This is a genomic window from Paracoccus sp. L-17 (assembly GCF_056857655.1).
This window is the reverse complement of sequence record NZ_JBSXNM010000041.1, coordinates 14,491-39,150: the sequence shown is the minus strand read 5'-3', so window position 1 is coordinate 39,150 and position 24,660 is coordinate 14,491. Positions and strand designations below refer to the sequence as shown.

General features: G+C 66.6%; 16 protein-coding genes. 5 read left to right on the top strand and 11 right to left on the bottom strand.

The genetic code is table 11. The features are described from left to right. Positions 1–39 precede the first annotated feature (39 nt). The gene (locus AC13CR_RS12055; protein ID WP_482900882.1) at positions 40–8,523 is read left to right on the top strand and encodes a GH36-type glycosyl hydrolase domain-containing protein; all 8,484 of its coding nucleotides are present in this window, start codon (positions 40–42) and stop codon (positions 8,521–8,523) included. Positions 8,524–8,697: 174 nt separating this feature from the next. On the opposite strand, the gene AC13CR_RS12050 is transcribed toward AC13CR_RS12055, so the two are convergent. Continuing rightward, complete coding sequence (locus AC13CR_RS12050) at positions 8,698–9,987, bottom strand: O-acetylhomoserine aminocarboxypropyltransferase/cysteine synthase family protein (protein WP_292952826.1); 1,290 nt, start codon at positions 9,985–9,987, stop codon at positions 8,698–8,700. A gap of 371 nt (positions 9,988–10,358) precedes the next feature. Between AC13CR_RS12050 and osmF the strand changes: the two genes are divergently transcribed. From osmF to AC13CR_RS12030, 4 genes are all read left to right on the top strand, one after another. Further along, positions 10,359–11,267 carry a glycine betaine ABC transporter substrate-binding protein OsmF gene (gene osmF, locus AC13CR_RS12045; RefSeq protein ID WP_292977962.1) on the top strand — a complete coding sequence of 303 codons (909 nt, stop codon included), beginning with the start codon at positions 10,359–10,361 and terminating at the stop codon, positions 11,265–11,267. Between the two features lie 62 nt (positions 11,268–11,329). Beyond that, positions 11,330–12,451: an ABC transporter permease gene (locus tag AC13CR_RS12040; protein ID WP_482900881.1), complete on the top strand. Its 1,122-nt coding sequence runs from the start codon at positions 11,330–11,332 to the stop codon at positions 12,449–12,451. Continuing rightward, on the top strand, positions 12,448–13,383 hold the full coding sequence (locus tag AC13CR_RS12035; protein WP_482900880.1) for an ABC transporter ATP-binding protein: 936 nt from the start codon (positions 12,448–12,450) through the stop codon (positions 13,381–13,383). The genes AC13CR_RS12040 and AC13CR_RS12035 overlap by 4 nt, the downstream gene beginning before the upstream one ends. Further along, positions 13,380–14,114 (top strand): ABC transporter permease, encoded by a 735-nt coding sequence (locus tag AC13CR_RS12030; RefSeq protein ID WP_292952814.1) that lies wholly within the window; start codon positions 13,380–13,382, stop codon positions 14,112–14,114. Before AC13CR_RS12035 ends, AC13CR_RS12030 begins: the two co-directional genes overlap by 4 nt. A gap of 33 nt (positions 14,115–14,147) precedes the next feature. Here the strand turns inward: AC13CR_RS12030 and AC13CR_RS12025 are convergent, their stop codons facing one another. From AC13CR_RS12025 to AC13CR_RS11980, 10 genes are all read right to left on the bottom strand, one after another. Continuing rightward, the gene (locus tag AC13CR_RS12025; protein ID WP_446232139.1) at positions 14,148–16,778 is read right to left on the bottom strand and encodes an FtsX-like permease family protein; all 2,631 of its coding nucleotides are present in this window, start codon (positions 16,776–16,778) and stop codon (positions 14,148–14,150) included. A 13-nt stretch (positions 16,779–16,791) separates the two neighbouring features. Then, positions 16,792–18,240 (bottom strand): ABC transporter ATP-binding protein, encoded by a 1,449-nt coding sequence (locus AC13CR_RS12020; protein ID WP_292952808.1) that lies wholly within the window; start codon positions 18,238–18,240, stop codon positions 16,792–16,794. Then, complete coding sequence (locus tag AC13CR_RS12015; protein WP_292952805.1) at positions 18,201–18,806, bottom strand: hypothetical protein; 606 nt, start codon at positions 18,804–18,806, stop codon at positions 18,201–18,203. Before AC13CR_RS12015 ends, AC13CR_RS12020 begins: the two co-directional genes overlap by 40 nt. 267 nt (positions 18,807–19,073) lie before the next feature. Next, positions 19,074–19,460, bottom strand: a complete 387-nt coding sequence (locus AC13CR_RS12010; RefSeq protein ID WP_293015264.1) for a YkvA family protein — start codon at positions 19,458–19,460, stop codon at positions 19,074–19,076. Then, complete coding sequence (locus AC13CR_RS12005) at positions 19,439–19,603, bottom strand: hypothetical protein (protein ID WP_482900879.1); 165 nt, start codon at positions 19,601–19,603, stop codon at positions 19,439–19,441. The genes AC13CR_RS12010 and AC13CR_RS12005 overlap by 22 nt, the downstream gene beginning before the upstream one ends. Beyond that, complete coding sequence (locus tag AC13CR_RS12000; protein WP_446232422.1) at positions 19,590–20,309, bottom strand: DUF1003 domain-containing protein; 720 nt, start codon at positions 20,307–20,309, stop codon at positions 19,590–19,592. Before AC13CR_RS12000 ends, AC13CR_RS12005 begins: the two co-directional genes overlap by 14 nt. Positions 20,310–20,572: 263 nt before the next feature. Next, positions 20,573–21,355, bottom strand: coding sequence for a 3-hydroxybutyrate dehydrogenase (locus AC13CR_RS11995; RefSeq protein WP_292952797.1), 783 nt, complete (start codon positions 21,353–21,355; stop codon positions 20,573–20,575). Positions 21,356–21,455: 100 nt separating this feature from the next. After that, positions 21,456–22,436, bottom strand: coding sequence for an alpha/beta hydrolase (locus tag AC13CR_RS11990; RefSeq protein ID WP_482900878.1), 981 nt, complete (start codon positions 22,434–22,436; stop codon positions 21,456–21,458). An 88-nt stretch (positions 22,437–22,524) separates the two neighbouring features. Continuing rightward, a complete protein-coding gene (locus AC13CR_RS11985; RefSeq protein ID WP_292952791.1) occupies positions 22,525–23,262 on the bottom strand; it encodes an acetoacetate decarboxylase in 738 nt (245 codons plus the stop codon). Between the two features lie 11 nt (positions 23,263–23,273). Then, entirely contained in the window at positions 23,274–24,377 is a 1,104-nt protein-coding gene (locus AC13CR_RS11980) for a DUF3734 domain-containing protein (protein WP_292952788.1), read from the bottom strand. Between the last annotated feature and the right edge of the window lie 283 nt (positions 24,378–24,660).

Here is a 24,660-nt window from a genome sequence, read left to right as displayed (position 1 = left end):
GTTCCTCTGGTGTTGCCGGCCTTGAAGGGAGACTCGTCGTTGTTCAGCCGGATCAAGCCCAGTTCGTGGACCGCGGACCAGCGGTCGCCCGATGGTTCGGCGCCGATCCGGGTCGAATTATGGACCGCGAAATCGCTGTTCGAAGCCGGCAGGGAACTGGCGGCGACGCGGTTTCCGGAATTCAACGATGCGCCGGCCGCCCCGATCCGGCGGCTGACCGACAATCAGGATGCGATCCGGACGAACTATCTTGATACCGTCATGGCGGCAGAACGCGACGAACTGATCACGCCGGCGGCGGAATGGCTGATCGACAATTACCACATGGTCGAAGAGAACCTGCGCCAGCTGCGCCAGGGTTTCGGACGCTCGTTCCTGCGCCATCAGCGGAAAGTGGCGCTGTCCGGGGGCGGACAGGCGCCGCGCAGTCTGCTGATCGCGTGGTATTTCGTCGCGCTGACCAATTCCGAGGTCAAGGCCGACGACCTGTCCGACTTTCTTCGCGGTTTCCAGTCGGTCTCGACGCTGGATATCGCCGAGCTATGGGCCGTCCCGACCTTTCTGCGCTATGTTCTGGTCGAAAATCTTCGCCGGATGTCCGACCGGGTGGTGACAGCGCGCCGGTACCGCAATACCGCCAACGCCATCGCCGATCTGGTCGCAAGCGATCCCGACAACATCTCGGCCATCGTCGAGGGCCGGGGCGAATTGATCTTCCGGGATACCGTCGCGGTCCAGTTGCTGTATCGCCTTCGCGAGGGCACCGCGGACGCGCAGGCGGCGCTGGCGGCGCTGGAACGGCGATGGGGCGGACAGCCGGCGCTGGAACGCGCGGTGCAGCGGGAATACGCCCAGCAATCGGCCGGCAACGTCACCGTCGGCAACGTCATCAGCAGCCTGCGCCGGATGGGGGATATCGACTGGCTGACATGGTTCGAGGGCGTCAGCCATGTCGACAGGATGCTGGTCGGGGATTCCGAATTCGTCCGCCTGGACCAGGCAACCCGCGCGGCCTATCGATCCGCGGTCGAGCGGACGGCGCGCCGATCCAGGCTGAGCGAGACAGAGGTCGCCCGGCTGGCGCTGGAGACCGCTGCCGGCGATTCCGAAGGTGCCGCCGATCGGGGCATCCTCCGGGAGCCGCGGCTGGACGGGCGCGTCGAGGTCGGGCACCTGCTGGTCGGCGAGGACCGGTTCCGGCTGCAGCGGCTGGCAGGGTGCCGCAGGACAGCCTACGAAATGCTGGGCATCTTGATACGCCGGCTTGGATGGTTGTCGCTGCAACTGCCCTTGCTGGTCCTGACCGTCCTGCTGTTGGCGGTGATGACCTGGACGATCCCCGCCGGCCTGCCCCGGTGGCAGGTCGGCTTGCTGCTGGCGCTGGCGCTGGTCCCGGCCAGCGAGACCGCGATGCAGGCCCTGGCATTTCTGGCGGCGCGATGGCTGGCGCCGCGTTGCCTTGCGGGCTATGATTTCCGGACCGGCCTTCCCCCCGAGGCGAGGACGCTGGTCGTCATCCCCTGCATGATCACCAGCATGGACGCCATCGACGAACTGGCGGACACGCTGGAATCGCATTACCTTGCCAATCCGCAGACCGAGATATTCTTCGCGCTTCTCAGCGACTGGGCCGACGCCGATGCCGAAACGCTTCCGCGTGATCAGGCGCTGCTGGATCACGCCCGCCAGCGCATCGACGCGCTGGCCGAACATTACAACCACGGCGGGGTCCGGCGCTTTTTCCTGCTGCATCGGCGCCGTCAGTGGAGTGCGACGGACCGCGTCTGGATGGGCTGGGAACGCAAGCGCGGAAAGCTGACCGAGCTGAACATGCTGCTGCGCGGTCAGACCGGGACCAGCTTTCTGGCGACCGGCCCGACCCCGCCCGAGGGGGTGCGCTATGTGGTGACGCTGGACAGTGACACCCGATTGCCACGCGACACCGTCGCGGCCCTGGCCGGCAAGATGGCCCATCCCGTCAACCTTCCGGTCAGCGACGAGAAGGGTCTGGTGATCCGGGGCCATGCGATCATGCAGCCGCGGGTCACGCCCTCCCTGACGACCGGGGCCGAAGCCTCGGTCTTCCAGCGCGCATTTTCCGCGAACCGGGGGCTTGATCCCTATGTGTTCGCCGTCTCGGATCTTTACCAGGATCTGTTCGGTCAGGGCAGCTTCACCGGCAAGGGCATCTACGACGTCGATGCGTTTCAGGCGGCGATGACCGCCCGCGTGCCCGAAAACGCCATTCTCAGCCACGACCTGCTGGAAGGCAGCCTGGCCCGCGCGGCGCTGGTATCGGATATCGAGGTGGTCGAGAATTTCCCCACCCGCTACGCGAACGAGGCAAGCCGCCAGCATCGCTGGATGCGCGGCGACTGGCAGTTGCTGCCGCTGATCGTCACGCCGGGAAACGGACTGAACGGGCTGGCGCGGTTCAAGATGCTGGACAATCTTCGCCGGTCCCTGGTCGCGCCGGGCTGGCTTGCGACCTCGGTCGCGGGCTGGCTGCTGCTGCCGGGATCGGCGGCGGCGCTGTGGCAATTGGCGCTGATCCTGCTGATGGTGCTGGTGCCGATCCTTCAGATCGATACCAACGTCCTTCGGCGCCAGTATGGCGTGTCATGGGGGTATCACATCCACCAGGTGCTGCGCGACGCCCGCATCTCGTTCACCCAGTTCGGGCTGCGGCTGACCACGGTCGCGGATCGGGCCTGGTCGACGGCGGACGCCATCTTCCGGACCTTGTGGCGGCTGGCCGTCAGCAGGCGCAACCTGCTGGAATGGACGCCATCGCAGCTGATCGGCGACAGGGACGACCCCCGGCTTGCGGCCGAATATCGCCGGATGATCGTGTCGCCCCTGATCGGCGGCGGCGCGATCCTGGCCTCTGCCGCGGTCAATCCATCCGCCCTTCCGGTCGCGGTGATTTTCGCCGCGCTGTGGATCGCCGCGCCCTGGATCACCTTTCGCGCCTCGCGGTCGCTGGAAACGGTCGACCAGTTGCAGATCTCGGCCGAGGACAAGGCCGAGTTGCGGCGCATCGCCCGCCGCATCTGGCGCTATTTCGACGAATTCGTCGACCAGACGACCAACCATCTGCCGCCCGACAATTATCAGGAACTGCCAGCCCCGAAACTGGCCGAACGCACCTCGCCGACCAATATCGGGCTGTATCTCATGTCGGTCATGTCGGCGCATGATTTCGGCTGGATCGGCCTGGACACGGCGCTGAAACGGATCGAGGCCACCATCGCCACGCTTGAACGGATGCAGCGGTTTCGCGGGCATTTCTTCAACTGGTATGACACCAGAACGCTGTCGGTGCTGCCCGCGCCCTATCTGTCTTCGGTCGACAGCGGCAATCTTGCCGGGATGCTGATCGCGCTGTCCTCCGGTCTGCGGGGCTGGGCGGCGCACGCGCCTTCGGTGCGCGTGCCCGCCACGGCGGGGCTGCGCGACACGCTGGACATCCTGCGCGCCGAGCTGGAGCTGCTGCGCGACGATCGCCGTGCGCTGCGCGACCTGCACGGCGCGATGAGCGAGGCGATCGACGGCTATGCCCGGTCGGTGGCGCACAGCCTGCCCGGATCGCTGGCCGATCCGGTCGCGGCCGGGCAGTTGATCAGCCGCGCCGCGACCATCCGGCGACTGGCGGGCGATCTGCACGCGGCGACCCCGCGCGGCGACGCGGCCGAGATCCTGGCCTGGTCCACGGCATTGGTGCGCGACACCGCCGATGTCCTGAACCCGGTCACAACCCGGCCCGAGGCGCTGGACAAGTTCGTCCTGCAGACCCGGCTTTTGGCCGAGCGGGCGCGCAACCTTGCCTTCGGGATGGATTTCAGCCTGTTCGTCGATCGCGAAAAGTCGCTGATGTCGATCGGCTATCGCACCGATGCGCAGGCGCTTGACGGCAGCCGCTATGACCTGCTGGCCTCGGAGGCGCGGCTGACCAGTTTCCTGGCCATCGCCAAGGGCGATCTGGGCAAGGAACATTGGTCGCGTCTGGGCCGGCCCTTCGCGATGGTCGGCCATCGCGGCGCGCTTCTGTCCTGGTCGGGCAGCATGTTCGAATACCTGATGCCGCCGCTGCTGCTGAAGGAACGTCAGGGCGGCATCCTCAACCTCGCCGACAAGATGGCGGTCGCGATCCAGATGGAATGGGGGCGGTCGCACGGCCTGCCCTGGGGCATCTCGGAAAGCGCGTTCAACGCCCGCGACCGGGACATGAACTATCAATATTACGCCTTCGGCGTTCCCAACCTGGCGCTGAAGCGTTCGGGCGGCGATTACGTGGTGGCGCCCTATGCCTCGATCCTGGCGGCACAGATCGACCCGCAGGCGGCGATCAGGAACCTGGCCGCGCTGCGCGAACTGGGCGCCGAGGGCCGCTTCGGGTTCTATGACGCGGTCGATTTCTCGCCACGCCGCCAGCGCGAGGGCGCCAATCACAGCGTCGTGAAGAACGTCATGGCCCATCATCACGGCATGTCGATGCTGGCGATCGGAAACGCCGTTCTCGACGGCATTCATCGCGAAAGGTTCCACGCCGATCCGGTCGTGCGCGCATCCGAATTGCTGCTGCAGGAAAAGTCGCCGCGCGACATCACGCCGGTGACGCGCGCGACCACGGCTTTCGGACCGGGGCGGGACACGCTGCTGAGCAGCGGCGATACCCTGACCGTGGTCAACGATCCGGGCCGGGCCGAACGCGAGGTGGCCCTGATGTCGACCGGCGCCTTCACCATGTTCGTGTCCTCGACCGGCGCCGGGCGCGCCATGCTGGGCAATATCGCCCTGAACCGGTGGTCCGCCGATCCGACCCGGGACGATGGCGGTATCCATCTGCTCATGCGCGACATCCAGTCGGGGGAATGGTGGTCGGCGACCCACGCCCCGTGCAGCGGGGCCGACGAACGCAGCACGGTGATCTTTTCCGATCACAAGGCCGAATTCTTCAAGACCGCCAACGCGATCGAAAGCCGGCTGGAAATCATCGCGGCGACCGAAGGCAATGCCGATGGACGCCGCCTGACCCTGCGCAACCTGTCGGGGCGCGACCGGACCATCGAGGTGACCTCGTATGGCGAGATCGTGCTGGACGATCCGGCCTCGGACCGGGCCCATCCCGCCTTTTCCAAGATGTTCGTCGAAACCGAGATCCGCGACGAGGGCGCGCTGATCATGGCGCGGCGCCGGCCCCGCGATCCGCGCGGCCAGTCGCTGTATATGGCCCATCTGGTGACCGGGCCGGATGGTGCGCTGACCCCGGCCGCCGAGGCCGAAACCGACCGGCGCGCCTTTCTTGGCCGCGGTCGCAGCCTGGCCGACGCCGCCGCGATGAAGAGCGGCGCGACCCTGTCGGGGCGCCAGGGCCATACGCTGGATCCGATCTTCGCCATTCGCAGGCATATCCGCGTGCCGGCCGGCAAATCCGCCTCGATCACCTTCTGGACGCTGATCGCCGACAGCGCCGAGGACTGCGCCCGGCTGGCCACCCATTTTACCCGCCCCGGCTGTTTCGAACACGAGTTGCGGCTGGCATGGACCTATTCGCAGGTCCAGCTGCGCCATCTCGGGGTTTCGCTGGATGAGGCGAAGCTGTACCGGCAATTCGCAAGCCTGCTGATCTGGCCCGATCTGCGTCTTGCCGCGACGCCGCAGCGGCGCCGGGACATCGGCCGGCAGAACGAATTGTGGCCGATGGGAATTTCAGGCGATGTTCCGATCCTGCTGCTGCGGATCGACAACGAGGCCGATCTTCCGATCATCCGAAATGCCATGCGCATGCATACCTTCCTGCAAAGCCGGGGCGTCTTGCATGATCTGGTGATCCTCAACGAACGCCCGACCAGCTATGCCCAGGATCTGCAGCACGGAATTCAGACCCTGGTCGATGCCGCCGTCCACGCGGCCGGCCAGTCCGGCCCCCATCATGCCCATGCCGTGCGTCGCGATCAGATAAGCCAGGGCAGCTTCGACACGCTGATATCGGCGGCGCGGATCATGCTGCACACCCGCAACGGCAAGCTTTTCGAACAATTGGCGCGGCTGCGCGAGACGCCGCCGGCTCCGGCGCGCCTTCGGGGCTGTGGCGAACGACGGCGCGACGATCCCCGGCCAAGGCCTGCGTCCCGTTCGCAGCTGGAATTCTGGAACGGATTTGGCGGGTTCGCATCCGACGGTCGCGAATATGTGCTGCGCATCACCCATGACCGGCAGACCCCCCATCCCTGGATCAACGTGATCGCGCGTGACGATTTCGGCTTCCACGTCTCGGCCGAAGGGGCGTCCTACACATGGGCGGTCAATTCTCGCGATTACCGGATCACGCCCTGGACGAACGATCCGGTCATCAATGCGCCGGGCGAGACGATCCTTGTCCACGACCCCGAGACCGGCTGCGTCGCCAGCCCCTTCCTGGCCACGTCCGAGCCGGGCGACGCGGTCTTCGAGGCGGCGCATGGTCTGGGATATTCGCGCTTTACCGCCGATTATGGCTGGGTCGTGGTCGAGGCGGTGATGACGCTGGCCCGCGACGTTCCGGCGCGGCTGACCCGGCTGCGGGTCACCAACCGGACCAGGCGACACCTGCGGCTGCGCGGCGTCGCCTATGCCCAGCTTGTCCTTGGCACCGACGCGGCGGTTGCGGGCCCGATGGTCCGGACCGGCTTTGATACCGGGCTTGCGGCCGCCATCGGGCGCAATCCCTATTCGGCGGATTTCGCCGATCGGATCACCGCGCTGGCCTGCGATCGCGAGGTGGACGCCCATTGCGGTTCCCGGACTGCCTTTCTGGGCCGCGAGGGCGCGATTTCCTATCCGGCGGCGCTGGAATCATGGCCCCGTCCTGCCGCGCAGGGCGGCGGCGGCGCGCAAGACGTCGAGGCGGCGGGCGATCCCTGCGCCGCCATCCGCTGGCCGCTGTCCGTGGCGCCGGGCGAGACCGCCGAGACCACGCTGATCCTGGCCAATGGCGACGCCGAAACGCTGCCCCGGGTGCTTGCCGCCGCGCGCAGCCCCGGCGCGTTCGATGCGGCGATGAACGCCGCGCGGGACGAATGGGACAGCGTTCTGGGAACGCTGCAGATCGACACGCCGGACGACAAGCTGAACCTGCTGGTGAACACCTGGCTTCCCTATCAGGCGCTGGCCTGCCGGATCCGGGCGCGGACCGCCTTTTACCAGGCATCGGGGGCGTTCGGGTTCCGCGACCAGTTGCAGGATACCAGCGCGCTGATCCTGCAGGACCCGTCCCTGTGTCGCAGGCAGATCCTGAACGCGGCCGGGCGCCAGTTCACCAGCGGCGATGTGCAGCATTGGTGGCTGCCCCGAACGGGCGCCGGTGTGCGCACGACGATCTCGGACGATGTGGTCTGGCTGGGCCATGTGACCGCGCTTTATATTGCCGCGACAGGGGACCGCGCGATCCTGGACGAGCCGGTGGAGTACCTTTCGGGCCCCGAACTGGAGCAGGGCGAACATGACCGCTTCTTCGTGCCCGATTCCTCCGGCCTGCGGTCCCCGCTCTATGACCATTGTGCCAGGGCGCTGGATCTGGCGGTCGCGCGCACCGGCCGCAACGGATTGCCGCTGATCCTGGGCGGCGACTGGAATGACGGCATGAACCGCGTCGGCGAGGCCGGCCAGGGCGAAAGCGTCTGGCTGGGCTGGTTCCTGTGCGCCACCATCGATGCCTTCGCGCCGCTGGCCGAGGCGCGCGGCGACGCGGCGCGTGCGGCGGCATGGTCGGCGCATCGCCAATCGGTCGCGGCGGCGCTGGACAAGGCCGGCTGGGATGGCGCCTGGTATCGGCGCGGCTATTTCGACGATGGCACGCCGCTGGGATCCGCCGACAGCGACGAATGCCGCATCGACAGCATTGCCCAAAGCTGGGCGCTGATCTCGGGCGCGGGGCGCGAGGATCGCGCGCAGCAGGGTGTCGCCCAGGCGTTGTCGCATCTGTTCGACCGCGAGGCGCGGATCATGCGGCTGTTCACGCCGGCCTTCCGCGACACGCCGCGCGAGCCGGGCTATATCAAGTCCTATCCGCCCGGCGTCCGCGAGAATGGCGGGCAATATACCCATGCGGCGGCCTGGATGGTCTATGCGCTGGCGCTGTCGGGCGACGGCAACCGCGCCCATGGGCTGTTCGACGCGCTGAACCCGATCACGCATTCGCACGACCCGAGCGCCGCCGAGGTCTATCGCGTCGAACCCTATGTCGTCGCCGCCGATGTCTACGGCGCGCGCGACAAGCTGGGTCGCGGGGGCTGGACCTGGTATACCGGATCGGCTGGCTGGATGTATCGCGCGGCGGTCGAGGGAGTTCTGGGCATTGCCCGCAGGCCCGGCGGTTTCGCGGTCGATCCGCGCCTGCCCGACGAATGGCCGGGCTATGAGGCGACCCTGTGCCTTGACGGCAAGACCCGCCGCATCGCCGTCGATCGCGACGGCGAGGATGGCGAGCTGCGGATCCGTGTCGATGGCACCGGTGTCGCGGCCGGCGCAACAATCGGCTGAGCCGGCGAGGCCCGATCAGCGCCGGCAATCCGGCGCGCGCGCAAGGCCGTCGCGGCCGGCCAGCCAGCCGGGCGGCGCGGTCGGGGGCATGTCCGGCCGCCGGAACCGCCGCCTTGCGTGCCACCTGCATCGAGTGCGACGATCGCCCCATCCTGCGCGTCGCGGTGGCCCGGTCTACGCCGTGGCGGCGGTCAGCCCCTGATCCAGGTCGGCGATGATGTCTTTCAGATCCTCGATGCCGATGGATAACCGCACCACATCCGGGTCCGCGCCTGCGCTGATCTGCTGATCCTCGCTCAGTTGGCGGTGCGTGGTCGAGGCGGGGTGGATGATCAGGCTGCGCGTGTCGCCCAGATTGGCCACATGGCTGAACAGCCTGAGGCTGTCGACCAGTCGGACGCAGGCATCATAGCCGCCCCTGACCGACATGGTAAACAGCGCCCCCGCGCCCCTGGGCACGATCCGCTGCGCCCGTTCATGCGACGGGGATGACGGAAGTCCCGCATAATTGACGCTTTCGATCCGGGGATCCCTGTCCAGCCATTCGGCCACCGCCATGGCGTTCCTCACGTGCCGTTCCATGCGCAGGCCCAGCGTCTCGATTCCCATCAGCGTGTAATGGGCGCCTTGCGGGTTCATCGTCATGCCCAGGTCGCGCAGGCCGACGGCGATCGAGTGAAAGGTGAAGGCCATCGGCCCCAGGGCCTTGTGGAATGTCAGGCCGTGATAGGCACTTTCCGGCTGCGACAGCGACGGGAACCTGTCGGACGCGGACCAGTCGAAATTGCCGGAATCGACAAGGATTCCGCCCGTCACGGTCCCGTTTCCGGTCAGATATTTCGTCGCGGAATGCACGACCAGCGTGGCCCCGTGGTCGATCGGCCGGCACAGCCAGGGCGTGGCCGTGGTGTTGTCGACGATCAGCGGAATGCCCGCCTCCTCGGCGATCCGGGCCATCGCGTCCAGATCGGTGACATAGCCGCCGGGATTGGCGATGGTTTCGCAGAACAGCGCGCGGGTCTTGTCGTCGATGGCGGCCTTGATCGCGTCCAGATCGTCGGTATCGACGAAGCTGGCGGTCCACCCGAACCGGCGGATGGACTGGCCGAACTGGGTGATGGTGCCACCATAGAGCCGCGAGGAGGCCACGATATTGCAGCCCGGCCCCATCAGCGGAAACAGCGCCATGATCTGGGCGGCATGTCCCGACGAACAGCCGACGCCGCCGACCGCGCCCTCCAGCGCGGCCACGCGCGCGACCAGGGCGGCCACGGTCGGGTTGGTCAGGCGCGAATAGATGTAGCCCTGTTCCTCGAGATTGAACAGGCGCGCCGCGTGATCGGCGTTTTTGAACACGTAGGAGGTGGTCTGATAGATGGGAACCTGCCTTGCACCCGTGGCCGGATCCGGTTCGGCCCCCGCGTGAACGGCCAATGTGTCAAAGCCAGGGGATGTATCGGTCATGAAGGGGTTTCCTGTCGGTCGCGGAACGGGGCAGGGCGCGCTGGCATTTCCGGAACCTTGTGCCGGAGAATGGCAGCGGCGGGGCCTGATTTCCCTTGATTAAAGCAAAAGCAACCGGGGGAGGCAAACGGTTTGGCGGCCGGCCGCGGGAATTGGCGTGGTCGCTGGCGCCAGCCCTGCACGGCAAGGGAACCGGGCCCCTGTCCGGGCGTTCAATACGACACGATTCGTCGCCCTCGGCCGGTCATGCCGGCCAAGGGCCCCGCAGGAGCAGACCCGCCGACCCCGCAGCGGCCTTGAATCCGTCACGGTTTCACGTCCACGGTTTCGGCCAACCCAAGCGCAGGCAATTTTAGGGAGCCTACCTCACCATGAAAACCAATCTCGTTCTTGCGGCTGTCGGACTGGCGGGCGCGCTGGCCAGCCCCGCCTTGGCCAATATCACCGTCTCGTCGAAGATCGACACCGAGGGCGGACTTCTTGGCAATATCATCGCGCTGGCGCTGGAGGATGCGGGACTGCCGGTCGAACGGCGGCTGCAACTGGGCGGCACGCAGGTCGTGCGCGAGGCTTTGCTGGCGGGTCAGATCGACATCTATCCCGAATATACCGGCAACGCCGCCTTCTTCTTCAACGAGGCCGACAGCGATGTCTGGAAAAGCCCCGAGGCCGCCCATGCCCGCGCGGCAGAACTGGACGCGGCTGAAAACCAGGTGATCTGGCTGGACGCGGCGCCCGCCAACAACACCTGGGCCATCGCGGTGACGGGCCCGGTGGCCGAGCAGAACGGCCTGGCCACGATGACCGATTTCGGCGCCTGGGTCGCCGGCGGCGGTGACGTCAAGCTGGCCGCCTCGACCGAGTTCGTGTCATCGCCCGCGGTGCTGCCCGCGATGCAGAAGACCTATGGTTTCGAATTGTCGCCCGATCAGACGGTGATCCTGTCGGGCGGCGATACTGCTGCGACGATTCAGGCCGCGGCACGGGGCACGTCGGGCGTGAACGCGGCGATGGTCTATGGCACCGATGGCGGCGTCGGGGCGACCGGGCTTGTGGTGATGGAGGACGACAAGGGCGTGCAGCCCGTCTATCAGCCCACGCCCATCGTCCGCGAAGAGGTGCTGGGCGAATACCCGGCCATCGCGGATGTCCTGAACCCGATCTTCAGCGGCCTTGATCTGAAGACGCTGCAGGATCTGAACGGCCGCATCCAGGTCGGCGGAGAGCCTGCCGAGGCCGTGGCGCGCGATTACCTGACCCGGACCGGAGTGCTGGACTGATCCGCGCCGCGACACAGACGCGCGTCGGCTGGCCGGCGCTGTCGGCGCCGGGGCTTCTGTTCATGGTGCTTGGACTGGGCGCGTTCCTGGCGCCTTTCATGACGCTGGCGGCCAACCGTATCGTGGCCGGCGAGGGGGTTCCGATCTGGCAATCGGCCGGGCCGGGCGTGACGCTGCCGGGCCTGGCCGCGCTGTCGGCGGGGCTGGCGCTTGGCGTGCTGCAGATCCGCCCGGTCCTTCGCCTGCTGGGCGCCGCGTTGGGGCTTGCGGCGCTGCCCTGGCTTTTGTCGCAGGGCGCCGCCACGCTGCTGGCGGGCGCGGGCCAATACGCGCGCGTCTCGCCCGGTGCCGGATTCTGGTCGCTGCTGGTCATCCTGGCGCTTCTGGCGGCGGACGCGCTGAACGGCCTTTCACCGGGCCCGCTGGCACGGGCGGGCCTGCTTGCCGCGGTTCTGGCTTTGCTGGCGCTGCTGCTTGGATCGGGGGCATTGTCGGACCTGTCGGTGATGCAGGAATATGCCAGCCGGCAGGGCGCGTTCCGCGATGCGGCGCTGCGCCATCTTGGCCTTGCGTTCGGTTCGCTGGCGGCGGCGGCGGTGATCGGCCTGCCGCTGGGCCTGGCATGTTACCGTCGCGCCAGGCTGCGCGCCGCCCTGCTGCCGGTGCTGAGCTTCTTGCAGACCATCCCTTCGCTGGCGATGTTCGGGATCATGATCCCGCTGCTGGGCTGGGTCGGCGACAGCGTGCCGGGTGCGCGCGCGATGGGCATTGCCGGCATCGGCTTTGCCCCCGCGTTTCTGGCGCTTGTGCTGTATTCGCTGCTGCCCGTCGTCGCCAATACCGTCGCGGGCCTGCAAAGCACTCCGCCAGCCGCGCAAGAGGCGGCGCGCGGCATGGGCATGACGGAACGGCAGCGCCTTATTCGGATCGACCTGCCGCTTGGCCTGCCGGTCATCCTTGCCGGGATGCGGATCGTGCTGTTGCAGAATATCGGCCTTGCGGTGATCGCCGGGCTGATCGGCGGCGGCGGCTTTGGCACCTTTGTCTTCCAGGGCCTGAACCAGACCGCAACCGACCTGATTCTGCTGGGCGCGCTGCCCACCGTCGCCCTGGCGCTCGTGGCGGCGATCGTGATGGACATCCTGGTCGAACTGGCCCGACCGATACCGGAGGGCGGATCATGATCGAAATCGACCGGATCACCAAACTCTATGACGGGCGCCCGGCGGTGGATTCCGTCTCGATGACGGTCGAGGAAGCCACGATCACCGTCATCGTGGGCACGTCGGGATCCGGCAAGACCACGCTGCTGCGCATGATCAACCGGCTGGTCGAGCCCAGCTCGGGCGAGGTCCGGATCAATGGCGAGCCTACGTCCAGCCTGCACAAACACGTGCTGCGGCGGCGCATCGGCTATGCCATTCAGGGTCACGGATTGTTCCCGCATCACACCGTCGCGCGCAATATCGGCGCGGTGCCCGAATTGCTGGGCTGGCCCCGCCAGAAGATCAGCGCCCGCGTGGACGAATTGCTGAACCTGTTCTCGATGGAGCCGGCCCGGTTCCGCGACCGCTTTCCCTATGAATTGTCCGGCGGGCAGCAGCAGCGGGTGGGCGTTGCGCGGGCCCTGGCCTCGCGTCCCGATCTGATGCTGATGGACGAACCCTTCGGGGCGCTGGATCCGATCATCCGGGCGCGCGCGCAGCAGGATCTGCGCCGCATCCAGCAGGCCCTGGGATCGACCATCATGCTGGTCACGCATGACATGGAAGAGGCGATCCATCTGGGCGACAGGATCGCGGTGATGGACAAGGGCCGCCTTGTCCAGCACGGCACGCCGGCGCAGATCATCCGGCAGCCGGCGACGGATTTCGTGGCGGAAATGGTCGGCGGCGTCGAACGTCCGCTGCGCCTGCTGTCACTGATCCCGGTCTCCGATGTGGTCGAGAACGGATCCGCCGAGGGCGAGGCCGTGGCGGCGGAGACCAGCCTGCGCGACGCCCTGGCAATCTGCCTGTGGACCGGCCGCGAGGCGCTGCCGGTGACCCGCGACGGGGCCGGCCAGCAGAGGATCACCCTGGACGCGATCCGTGCGCGGGCCGAAGGCCGGACATGAGGTGGCAGAACCTCTTGCGGGGGGCGCTGATCGCGCTGCTTCTGGCCCTGGTCCTGCGTCCGGTCTGGTTCACGCCGGTCTTCGCGCCCTTCGCGCCCGAGGGCGGGCCGGTCATCTACGATCGCTCGTCGCTGCTGTCGCTGTCGCTGAGCCATCTGGGCCTCGTGGCGCTGGCATCCACGGCGGCGACGCTGGTTTCGGTGATGCTGGCGATCCTGGTCACGCGGCCGGCGGGGGCGGCCTTCCGTCCCCTGTCGCGCACCATCACCAACATGGGCCAGACATTCCCGCCCGTCGCGGTTCTGGCGCTGGCGGTGCCCTCGCTTGGCTTCGGCGCCGGGCCGACGGTCGTGGCGCTGTTCCTTTATGGCCTGCTGCCGATCTTCGAGAACGCCATGACCGGGCTTCTGACCCTGCCGCCCGCCACGATGGAGGCCGCGCGCGGGATCGGCCTCAACCGCCGGCAACGGCTGGTCCGGGTGGAATTGCCGCTGGCGCTGCCGGTCATCCTGACGGGCATCCGGCTGTCGGTGGTCATCTCTCTTGGCACGGCCACGATCGGCTCGACCGTCGCGGCCAGGACCCTGGGCGAGGTGATCATCTCGGGGCTGCTGACGAACAACACCGCCTATGTGTTGCAGGGCGGGCTGATCGTGGGGTTGTTCGCGGTGCTGATCTATGACGCGATGGTTCAACTGGAAACCCGCCTGTCGCGGCGAAGGGCGCGATAGGCGGGACCACCATCCGCATCGCCAGCGCCGGGTCTACCCGACACGGGTCCGCGACAGCCGGTGCCGCGCGATGCGGACGGCGGCGAATGTGGCAAGGATGCTGACGATGACGAACCCGGCCAGGGCCGTCACGGGATAGGACAGGGCATCGGGCGGCGGATCGAAGATGCCCGACAGAAGCTTGACCAGCATGTCGGCCGCGGCGACGCCGATCGCCGCGCCGATGACGGCGCCGGGAACGAGGATGATCAGCGCCTCGCTCCACAGAAATCCCGCGATCTCGGATCCCGACGCGCCGAGCGCCAAGAGAATGGCCGCCGCCCGGCGACGCTCGGCAAAGCCCAGATACAGCAGCATTCCCGTCGCCGCCGCCAGCAGCAGGACCGCGAAGGCGATCTCGACATTGGTCAGCCGGCCAAGATCGACGGCGGTCAGGCTGGAGGCGATGATGTGGAACGCGGATTGAAGATCCGAGACTTTGTAGCCCGAGGCCGGCCCCAGGGTGTTGCGGATATCAGCGGCCAGCGTTCCGGGATCGGTCTTGCCCCGGATCAGCAGAACCTCGTGGCCGGGGGTGCCGGTCTGCGCGGCGATGTAGGCCGCGTTGGCGACCAGAAAGGAATCCTTGGGTGCGGTCGGAAATTCCAGCGCGACGCCCACGAAGGTGAACGGAATCGCCTTGTATTGGTGGGTGGTGGCATCCTGAAGCCGCAGGTTCACGGTATCGCCAAGCGCGAGCTGAAAATCGTTCACGGTTTCCTGCGACACCAGAACGCCGTCCGGTGTCGCGGCCAGCGCCTTCAGCGTGGCCGCCGCATCGCGATTGGCGAAATAGGCGTCGACGATCGACGTGGCATCTGTGATCGTGGCGGGGTCGATGCCGTAGATGTCCTGCAGGTCGTTGCCGACATAGGCGAAGCGATGCTGCATCGGCACGGTCGCCGCGACGCCGGGAAGGGCCGCGACCTTTGTCACCACCGGCTCGACCGGCGTCGAGGTCGATCCGGTCACCGTCACATCCGCCCCGTTGGTCAGCAGGGCATCGACCCGGGTCTGGCCGTTATAGGTGAGGTTGAAGATCGCGATGGCGAAGGCGAAGGAAAAGGCAAGCGATACCAGCGCGATCCCGCCCGCAAGCCGCCGGTTCTGCCGCGACAGGCTGGCGGCGATGCTGGGCGCCGTGCCCGAGGCCAGACCGCTGCGGCCGATCATCGTCGCCAGGCCGCCCGAAGACCGGCCGATCAGCCACGAGGTCAGCCGGATCGTCAGCAGCACCGCCCCGGTCCAGAACAGCAGCGGCGACAGGAAGGCGGTGTAATCGACGGCGGTGGCCGTGACCCCTTCCGGAGCCAGCACGACCTGGTAGTTGGAGCTTGCCGATCGCAGGAAGATGACGGCGGCGGCGGCCAGGCAGATCACGTCCAGCCACAGCCGCTGCCACAGCGGCACCTTGCCCCTGGTGAAATAGCTCCGGCCGCCGACGATGGTCTGGTCGCGCAAGCGGGACAGGGCGGGCAGCAGACCGCAGAGAAGGGCGATCGCGAAACCGCCGAGCCCGGCCAGACCGATCCAGGCCAGGGCGGCAGGCGCCAGCGCCGCGCCGCCGAACTGGACGACCGCCAGCGCCAGGGCGGCCAGCGCGCCGAAGACAGCGGCCCCGACCGCGCCGATCGTTTCTTCAGACGCGACGAGCCGCAGGATCGACCCCCGGTCCAGTCCGCGCATCCGCAGCAGCGCCTCGCTGCGGCCCTTGCTTTCACGGTCCGCCGACAACAGCGACACGGTCAGCAGGATCGCCAGCATCGCCGCCGGCAGGCCGAGGAACAGGAAGATGACGCGGGCATAGATCGCGTCGCCCCGCACCGCATCCAGCCGCGCGCCCAGATTGTCGCCGACCAGCGCGGCGCCCGCGATCCCGGCCTCGAAATTGCGGGCGCTGCGGGCCTCCTGGATATAGGCCTGATCGGGCTGGCGGGGCAGCGCGGCATGGGTGAACCCGGCATGGAACTGCGTGGTCGTCCGGGCCGGATCGGCCGCGAACAGGCTGGTCCACTGAGCCATCGGCAGGATGACGACGTTGTCGGGCGGGGCGGTCGGCCCGGCCCCGGCGGGGGCGCCGACGGTCTGGAACAGCGCGTCGGCATTGGGAAGTTCGACGATCCCGGCGATCGTCACCGGAACGTCGCCGCCGGCGGCCTTGACAATGATGGTGTCGCCGATCCCGGCATGCAGGTTCGCGGCCGTCTGCTGGGCCAGAAGCGGGCCGTCATAGCGGCCCAGAAGCAGACGCATCTGTTCCGGGAAATCCGTCCGGTAGCCGGGATCCAGCCCCAGCACCTTGGCCGCCCCGGTGGTCTGGACCGTGCCGCCCGTATTCGCGCTGAGCGCCGAGACATCGCCATAGCCGACCTTCTGCACCCTGCGAAGGTCGGGCAGGGCGGCCAACGCCGCCCCGATCCCGGCATTGTCCGTTCCGGGCCTGGGCTGGACCTGCCAGTCCACGACGACCTGCGACACCGCCCGATCGGTCATCGTCGAGGCGCTGATGACCGAGAAGACGCCGATCAGCGCGACCAGGGTGATGGCGATCGCGACGCCCGAATAGGCCAGGGCGATCTGCACGAGGCGGTGCTTGAGCACGCCTTTGATCCATAGCGGGAACATGTCGGGCCTCCTTTCAGGCGGCATTCACCAGGCGGCCGTGATCCATGTGGAACCGGGTCGGCATGGTGGCGGCAAGAGCCGCGTCGTGGGTCGTCATCAGCAGCGCGGCATCAGCCTGGTCGAGGGCCTTCAGGACGGCCTGCATCACCGCGCGCCCTGTCGGCTGGTCAAGCTGTCCGGTCGGCTCGTCGGCCAGAATGATTTCGGGATTGGTGACGAGGGCGCGGGCAAAGGCGACCCGCTGCATCTGCCCGCCCGACAATTCGTCGGGCAGCTTGTCGGCCAGATCGGACAGATCCAGCAGGCGCAGCGCATCATCGGCGCCCGGATGCGGGCGGGCGGGAAGGAACGACGCCAATTGCAGCGGCAGTTCGACATTCTCGCGCACGGTAAGCGACGCGATCAGGCTGGGTTCCTGGAACACGACGCCGATCCGGCGGGGGCGCAGCATGTCGGGTTTGGCCGCGCCGAACCACGACAACCCGCCCGAGCTTGGCCGTTCGATCCCCGCCAGCATCTTCAGCAGAGTGGATTTGCCGCTGCCCGACGGGCCGGTGACGGCGATCCGGGCGCCCCGGTGCAGGTCCATGCTGGCATCCTCGACGGCATGGACCGGATCGCCGCCCGGATGGTAGATCCGGCTTACATGCCGCGCCTCGATCAGCGCGGCATTGTCCCCGGCGGAGGATCGCAGGGGCGCGCGCAAGGTCGGGCTGGCCGCCCGCTCTGCATCGGGCGAGACCGCCTGACCGCCATCGGGCGCGGGGCGCGCGGACAGCCGTCCGTCGCGCAGGTGCAGGACGCGCGTGGCGATGGCTTCGACCGCGCGGCTATGCGTTGCGATCAACGCCCCGCGACCGGCGCGGCTGCGTGCGACCAGCATGTCCAGGATCAGCCGTTCGGTCTGTGCATCGACCTCTGCGGTCGGCTCGTCCGCCACCAGCAGGGCCGCATCAAGCGCCAGCGCGACCGCCAGCCCCGCGCGCGCAATCTCGCCCCCCGACAGGGTGGCGGGATAGGCGGCCGCGCGGGCGTTCATGCCGACGGATTGCAGGATGGCCCCGATTTCGGGCAGCTCCGCGCCCTGTCTGCGAGACAGGGCAAAGGCGACGTTTTCGGCGACTGTCAGATGCGCGAACAGGTTGTCGCGCTGCGCCATGATGCCCAGCAACGACGACCGGATCGCCGCCTTTTCCGCCTCGGGCCGCCGGGTCATTCGGCGGCCGTCGATCTCGACCGTGCCGCCATCGGGGTCGTCCAGCCCGCACAGGCAGGACAGCAGCGTCGATTTGCCACTGCCCGAAGGACCGGTGAGGGCCACGATCTCGCCCGCGCGAACTTGCAGACTGACGCCCTTGAGCGCACGGATCTCGGCGTCGCCGACATGGTAGAACCGGAACAGGTCTTCGGCGACAAGCAGGGTCACGACGGCCACCGCAGCGATTCCGCCATCATCTTCCACGCATCGACGTTGTCGGCGCCGGCGGGGGCCGAAAAGGTGACGATTGCCTCCTGCCCGGCATGGAACAGATAGATGCGGCGGTTTTCCAGCCGGATCCGGCGGTTGGTGACCGGGTTGATCGCAGAGTTCGACAGATAGTCCAGCGCGACCGCTTCCCCGGCGGGCAGCGTCATGGCCCGGACATCGGTCACCTCGACCGCGTGCCCGCCGGCGACCAGATCGGGGACTTCGCGCTGCTGGATGGACTGCGGCGTGGGCGCCTTGTCGGCCTTGGCCGTGGCGATGTCGATCGTGCCGTATTTGTCGGCGAAGCTGACCCCCGTGGCGGTGTCGCTGCGCGACCAGCCCTCGGGCACCTGCATCGAGAAACCTGCGGGCGCGGTATAATCGATGAAGACCTGATTGTCGGGAATGTCGCCCGGCGGATTGGTCTCGGGGGCGACGGCGGTCTCGCGCGGTGCCAGCGGCGCACCCTGCGCGACGCTGCTGATCGGGATCGCCAGCGACGCCATGATGGTGCTTGCCGCAAGAACGGTCGTCACAAGGTTTTTTCGACGGTTCGTCATTCTGTTTCCTTTCTGCCGGGGCTTGCCTGGCTGCGTCCCGGTTTCTCTGCGCAACCATCTAGGACAGGTTGAAACCGCAACGATGACCGGAAACTGTAGCGGCCGATTGCCCTTTCACCGATGTTTATAGATCGCGGATCTGCGCGGGATCTGTCCGCCATATTGCAAATTTGTAAGGCCGGGCTTCTGCTCGCCGCCTGCTTTCAGGGCGCTGCGGGCCGGGGGCGATCGGCCCCAGAACGGAGGAAATCGCCCTTGGCGACGGTTCTAGAAGGGGCCGATCCACCAGGCGATGGCAGCAAGGGCGGCAGCCCAGATCCCAACGACCGCGATTGCACCCGCGCGACTTCTGGGCAGGGCTGCCAGTCTGTCCGCCTTGGCCCTGAGATCGTCCATCACGTCACCCGGCACCAGGCGGACAGCCAGCAAAATCCCAAGCGGAACGAGAATGGCATCGTCGAGATAGCCCAGCACCGGAATAAAATCCGGGATCAGGTCTATCGGACTGAGTGCATAGGTGACGACGCCGACGGCGACAACCTTCGCAAGCCACGGAACACGGGGATCGCGGGCCGCCAGGTAGAGCGCCACGACATCGCGCTTTACCAGACCAGCCCAGTCCCGCAACCGCCTCAGGATCTCGGGTTTTTCCATGCAATTCCTGCGGCCCGGTTCGGTACCGGCCTTGAAAGACGAAGAACATGCCCGCGCAGTTCAAGGTCAATCCCTCCGGATGATTTGAGCGGCAGCGGTTCACCGGGATACAGCGTTGAGCATCCTTTATCATCGGCGGCCATCGGCGTTTTCCTCCAGCAGTTCGATCTGGATCTGCTGCAATTCGACCAGCTTTTCCCATTGGTGGGCAAGCTGATGGTCGATCTTTTCGTGCAATTGCCGGATTTCCAGTTCGGATTTGAGGTTGACGCGATAATCGTTCTCGGCCCGCAGACGGTCCTTTTTCTCCTGCCGGCGCTGGCTCATCATGATCACCGGCGCCTGAAGGGCGGCCAGACAGGACAGGACGAGGTTCAGCAGGATGAAGGGATAGGGATCGAACGGCCTGGCGCCGAGGAACAGAACGTTCAGCAGCATCCAGAAGATCAGCACCGCCAGAAAGGACAGGATGAAGGTCCAGCTGCCGCCGAATTCGGCCACGCCGTCGGCAAGCCTCTCGCCGAACGTGTAGGTGTCCTCTGCCTCGTTCTCGGGGTTGCGCGATACCGGTTCGCCCGCTTCGAGGCTGGCGATCACCTGCCGGTCAAGATCGGCCAGTTCACCGCGTTCGTCGGCCAGCAGCCGTTCGACATAATCCCGTCGGAACCGTGCAAGGTCCGGCTGGCAGATCTGCTTGCCCTCGCCCCAGCCGGGCGCCGTGGCGGCGATCAGTTCGGACACGCCCGGACGAACCGAAATCCATGGGCGCAGCCTGGGCGCCGGAAAGGATCGTCCGCAGACGTGGCAGACGGACTTTCCGGCAGTCCGGGTGGAAACCGGGTCGATCATGCCATACCTCATCCTTCGCCGCCCGGGCCGACATGACGAGCGGACTATCGTTTGCCGGGAAATTCAACCCCGGAGGGGTCTGTCCGATCGCGGCCAATCGGCATCCTCGCAGCGGCGGCGTGTCCGGCCAGCCGGAAGGCGTCCTTTTCGCGATGGCGATTGTGGCCCGTCAGGATCGCCCGAGGTGTCGGTTCGGGCGGCGCCGGACCACGAGGCCCGGCCGGAAAAGCGCCGCCCGTCCGGTTCTCCTGTCCTTTCGGGGGCTAGTTCATGTACCAGCCGTGGCTGACGACAAGCGACTGGCCGGTCAGCGCGTTGGTGGGAAAGGCGGCGAAGATGTGGGCGACCTCGGCGACGTCGGCGATCGTGGTGAATTCCTGATCGACGGTCTCGCCCAGCATCACGCGGTTGACGACCTCGTCCTCGGAGATGCCCAGATCGCGCGCCTGTTCGGGGATCTGCTTTTCCACCAGCGGCGTCTTGACGAAGCCGGGGCAGATCACATTGGCGCGCACGCCACGTTCGCCGCCTTCCTTCGAGATCACGCGCGCAAGGCCCAGAAGCCCGTGCTTGGCGGTGACATAGGCCGATTTCAACGGCGAGGCTTCCTTGGAATGGACCGAGCCCATGAAGATGATCGAACCCGATCCGGCCTTGTACATATGCGGCAGACAGGCCCTGGATGTCAGGAATGCGCCGTCAAGATGGATCGACAGCAATTTCTTCCAGTCGGCGAACGGAAAGTCCTGCAACGGGTGGACGATCTGGATTCCCGCATTGGACACCAGGACGTCGATCTTGCCCCATTTCGTGACGACCGCCTCGATGCCGGCATTGACCTGCGCCTCGTCGGTCACGTCCATTTCGACCGCCATCGCCGTACCGGGACCTTGCGCCGTCAGCGCGTCGGCCGTCTTCTGCGCGGCGTCCAGCTTGAGATCGGCGATGACGACCTTCGCGCCATCGGCGATGAAGCGTTCGGCGATGCCGTGGCCGATGCCGCTGGCCGCGCCGGTGATGATGCAGACCTTGTCCTTGAGGTTCATTTCACGTCTTCCTTTTTCCAATGGCGCGGCGACAAGGATGCGCCGCGACCGTTTCCAGATATGTCCACAACGCCCGCCCCCGCCCCCGGCTCCCACATGCCTAGCGCAGCGGAGGATCGCCCGCAGCAAGGAAGGCCAGCGCGTCGGGAAGCGCCGAACGCCAGAATTTCCAGTTGTGATCGCCCTCTGCGACCCGCAGGTGAACAGCGACGTTTCTTGCCTTCAGCGTCTGATACAGCGCAAATGTTCCCCGCCAGAGGCCAAGCGAATCGTGGTCGCCAATGGCAAGAAGGAGACGGGGCATCGTTTCGGGCCTTGTCTTGTCATTCAGCAGGGTGAACACGTTCAACGCATTGAAGCGGCGGCCGTCGAAGGGATCGCCGAAAGCGCCGGAAAAGTGCGGTCCCGGATTTGGCAGATCGATACCGGTCTCGAACATCCCGTCGGGTTCGACATCGAAATAGACCGCATCGCGGATCAGATTGAGCTTTTCGGCCGGCAGATTCAGATCTTCCTGCGGAACGTTCTGCCAGATCGCGGGTGACAAAGCCGCGATCGAGCCGAAACGGGGCCTTGCCATCGCCAGGCGAAGCGCACCATATCCACCCATGGAAAGGCCCAGGATCGAGTTGGCCCGGGGGCGTTCATCGATCCGCCATTTCGCATCCACCCAATCGATTATGGCGTCAAATGCCGCTTCCGCGTCGCGGCCGGGGCCGGCATCGACATACCAGTTGTTTCCCAGGCTCGGCATGACGACAATCGGCCGGGCGCCCGTATCGGGCATCGCGGCGAGTGTCGCATCCACCTGGCCCAGACGGACCCAGTCGCAGCCTGTGCCGCCAAGCCCGTGGAGAAGAACCAGCAGGGGCCGGCCCGATACAGGTTCATCGGTCTCTGGCTCGAGCACGACGACGGATGAGGCCGGGTTCATGTCGATGGACGGCACCGAATAGGTGCCGATCCTGTATCCCGCCGCCAGCGGACGGTCCTTGGGCTGGCAAGGTTCTGCAAACGCCTGGATCGCGCCCAGCGTCGTGGCGGCAAATATCAGGCCGGACCATTTCAAGCGGCGTCTCATGGACGGAACCCTTCTCCGAGAAACCTCTGCCTTGCGGGGGCGTCGAGGTTGCGAAAGACCGGACGCGAATGCAGGAACGGCATCCTGATCATTCCAGATAGTCATGCATGACCTCACCCAATCCGAGGGTCAGATCGGTCAAGAGATGAACGGCCGAGATCACCTCGAGAACCGGCAGGGCGGCCACGGGCGCCAGCGCATGATGGTGCAGTTCCAGCCCGGCGGGGCCTTCCCATGCGCCTTTCAGCGCGATGTCGGTCGTGTAGTAGCGGACGAGTTCGCAGATCCGCGGGCTGCAATCGACATGGGGAATGATCTTGAGAAGAAAATTCGGCGCCTCGAGCGCCTTGATCACCTTGTTCTTGTCCAACTCGCGATGCTTGTAGCCCATCGTGCCGGTCGCCACCCGGACCGAGCCGACATCAAGCGTGCCGATCAGCGTGTCCTTCTCGATCCGCAGCGCGGGGTCGGCCAGCTTTTTCGGAAAGCCCCAAATTTCGCGACCGCCCGCAATCGGCGCCTCGTCGTTCAGAAACATCGCATGGACGTAGCCGCCCGCAACGCCGTCCAGCGTCACCGGGATGACCTGTCCGCTTTCGGTATAATCGCCAAACCCCGTCGAATCCGGCATCCGGATGAATTCGTATTTGACCAGCGGGTCGGTGATTTCCAGCGGCTCGGGCACGACCGCCCGCAATGCATCGATGTCCGTGCGGTAGGTGATCGTCAGGAACTCGCGGTCGATGAACCGGTAGGGGCCCTTTGGGTAGGAGGGACTTGTCAGCGGCATGGCGAAAGCCTGTTTGGCGACATCGCTCGGTTTCATTTCGTTTCCCTTCACGTGTTCCGTGAGCCCAGATCGAAGACCTGCAGGCCGTCCTTGCCGATCTCGCGGCTCTTCCATTTCCTGTGCGCCAGCGTGCGGCCGACATCGGCGATCCCCGCCGTCCAGTGTTCGGTCATCGACAGCCGCGAGAATTCGTAGTCCTTGGAATTGCGCTCGAACCCCTCCTTGCGGTGAATGAAATGGACCAGCGTGACCGGGCAATCGGGACCGGCGTCGCGCAGCAGGGCCAGATCGGGATCGGATTGCATCTCCTTCGGCAGCTTCGCCGCCAGCCGTTCGGCCGCAGCCCGGATGTCATGCAGGTGGCGGTAGCGATCGGTGGTCAGGCGGGTCCGGCTGGAATAGCGGATGTCCTTCTCGCGTTGCTGGACATCGGCGATGTCGACCGGCAGATCACCGCGGGCGCTGAACAGGTCGATCTGAAAGATGCACAGCGCCTCGGTGCCGGCGTTCTCCATCACGTATTGCAGCGGTGTGTTGGAGACGAGGCCGCCGTCCCAATAGAAATGGCCGTCGATCTCGACCGGCGGAAAACCCGGCGGCAAGGCGCCGCTGGCCATGATGTGCCGCATGTCGAGGCGCATCTCGGTGCTGTCGAAATAGGCGAAGTTGCCGGTCTCGATATCGGTCGTGCCAACGCTGAGGCGCGGACCCTTTTCGTTGAGATAGTCGAAATCGACCGTCTCATTCAGCGTCGCCGCAAGCGGCGCGGTGTCATAGAAGCTGAGCGCCGGATGGGCCGCGAACGGCCAGAGCGCCAGCAGCGGGCGCGGCCGGAAAAAGCCGGGCGCGCCTGCCAGCGCCACTTCGGCGGCGGCAATTTCCGAATAGATGCGGCGCGGCTTCGGGCCCCACATCCAGGGGGCGTAGGTCAGATCCGAGGTGATCTGTTCCCAGAAGCTGCGAAGCCGCTCGACCCGCGTCTCGACCGGGTTGCCGCAGATGATCGCCGCGTTGATGGCGCCGATGGAAATTCCCGCGACCCAGTCGATTTCCAGCCTGCTTTGGGCCAGTTTTTCATAGGCGCCGGCCTGATAGGCCCCAAGGGCACCGCCGCCTTGCAGCACCAGGACGTTCCGCTCTGCTGTCGGCATCTGCTTCTTCCTCGTCGGCACATCGTCCAGGGGAAGGATATGATATCCACCGACCGTCACTTTTACCCGGTTCTTACAAAAGTGACAGCTTTGCCGGCATCCTTGACCGGGCAATGCCGGATTGGCGGACTTGATCGGTGGCCGGATCCGCACGAGCCAATCTTGAAGACGCGGCTGGGGATCAAGGGTGCGGCCGGCCCGAGGGCGATCCGCCGTTTGCACGTCATCGCGCCGGACCGCCGCCCGAAGGCACGGCAGGCGCAGTGGCAATCGCCGCAAGGCC

What these genes read in the sequence shown, in the direction of transcription:
- AC13CR_RS11985 (WP_292952791.1), bottom strand. Translation starts at nt 23,262, where the DNA reads ATGAAACCGAGCGATGTCGCCAAACAGGCTTTCGCCATGCCGCTGACA.
- AC13CR_RS11990 (WP_482900878.1), bottom strand. Translation starts at nt 22,436, where the DNA reads ATGAGACGCCGCTTGAAATGGTCCGGCCTGATATTTGCCGCCACGACG.
- AC13CR_RS12015 (WP_292952805.1), bottom strand. Translation starts at nt 18,806, where the DNA reads ATGACGAACCGTCGAAAAAACCTTGTGACGACCGTTCTTGCGGCAAGC.
- AC13CR_RS11995 (WP_292952797.1), bottom strand. Translation starts at nt 21,355, where the DNA reads ATGAACCTCAAGGACAAGGTCTGCATCATCACCGGCGCGGCCAGCGGC.
- AC13CR_RS12010 (WP_293015264.1), bottom strand. Translation starts at nt 19,460, where the DNA reads ATGGAAAAACCCGAGATCCTGAGGCGGTTGCGGGACTGGGCTGGTCTG.
- AC13CR_RS12035 (WP_482900880.1), top strand. Translation starts at nt 12,448, where the DNA reads ATGATCGAAATCGACCGGATCACCAAACTCTATGACGGGCGCCCGGCG.
- AC13CR_RS12025 (WP_446232139.1), bottom strand. Translation starts at nt 16,778, where the DNA reads ATGTTCCCGCTATGGATCAAAGGCGTGCTCAAGCACCGCCTCGTGCAG.
- AC13CR_RS12040 (WP_482900881.1), top strand. Translation starts at nt 11,330, where the DNA reads ATGGTGCTTGGACTGGGCGCGTTCCTGGCGCCTTTCATGACGCTGGCG.
- AC13CR_RS11980 (WP_292952788.1), bottom strand. Translation starts at nt 24,377, where the DNA reads ATGCCGACAGCAGAGCGGAACGTCCTGGTGCTGCAAGGCGGCGGTGCC.
- AC13CR_RS12000 (WP_446232422.1), bottom strand. Translation starts at nt 20,309, where the DNA reads ATGATCGACCCGGTTTCCACCCGGACTGCCGGAAAGTCCGTCTGCCAC.
- AC13CR_RS12050 (WP_292952826.1), bottom strand. Translation starts at nt 9,987, where the DNA reads ATGACCGATACATCCCCTGGCTTTGACACATTGGCCGTTCACGCGGGG.
- AC13CR_RS12030 (WP_292952814.1), top strand. Translation starts at nt 13,380, where the DNA reads ATGAGGTGGCAGAACCTCTTGCGGGGGGCGCTGATCGCGCTGCTTCTG.
- osmF (WP_292977962.1), top strand. Translation starts at nt 10,359, where the DNA reads ATGAAAACCAATCTCGTTCTTGCGGCTGTCGGACTGGCGGGCGCGCTG.
- AC13CR_RS12005 (WP_482900879.1), bottom strand. Translation starts at nt 19,603, where the DNA reads ATGGCCGCCGATGATAAAGGATGCTCAACGCTGTATCCCGGTGAACCG.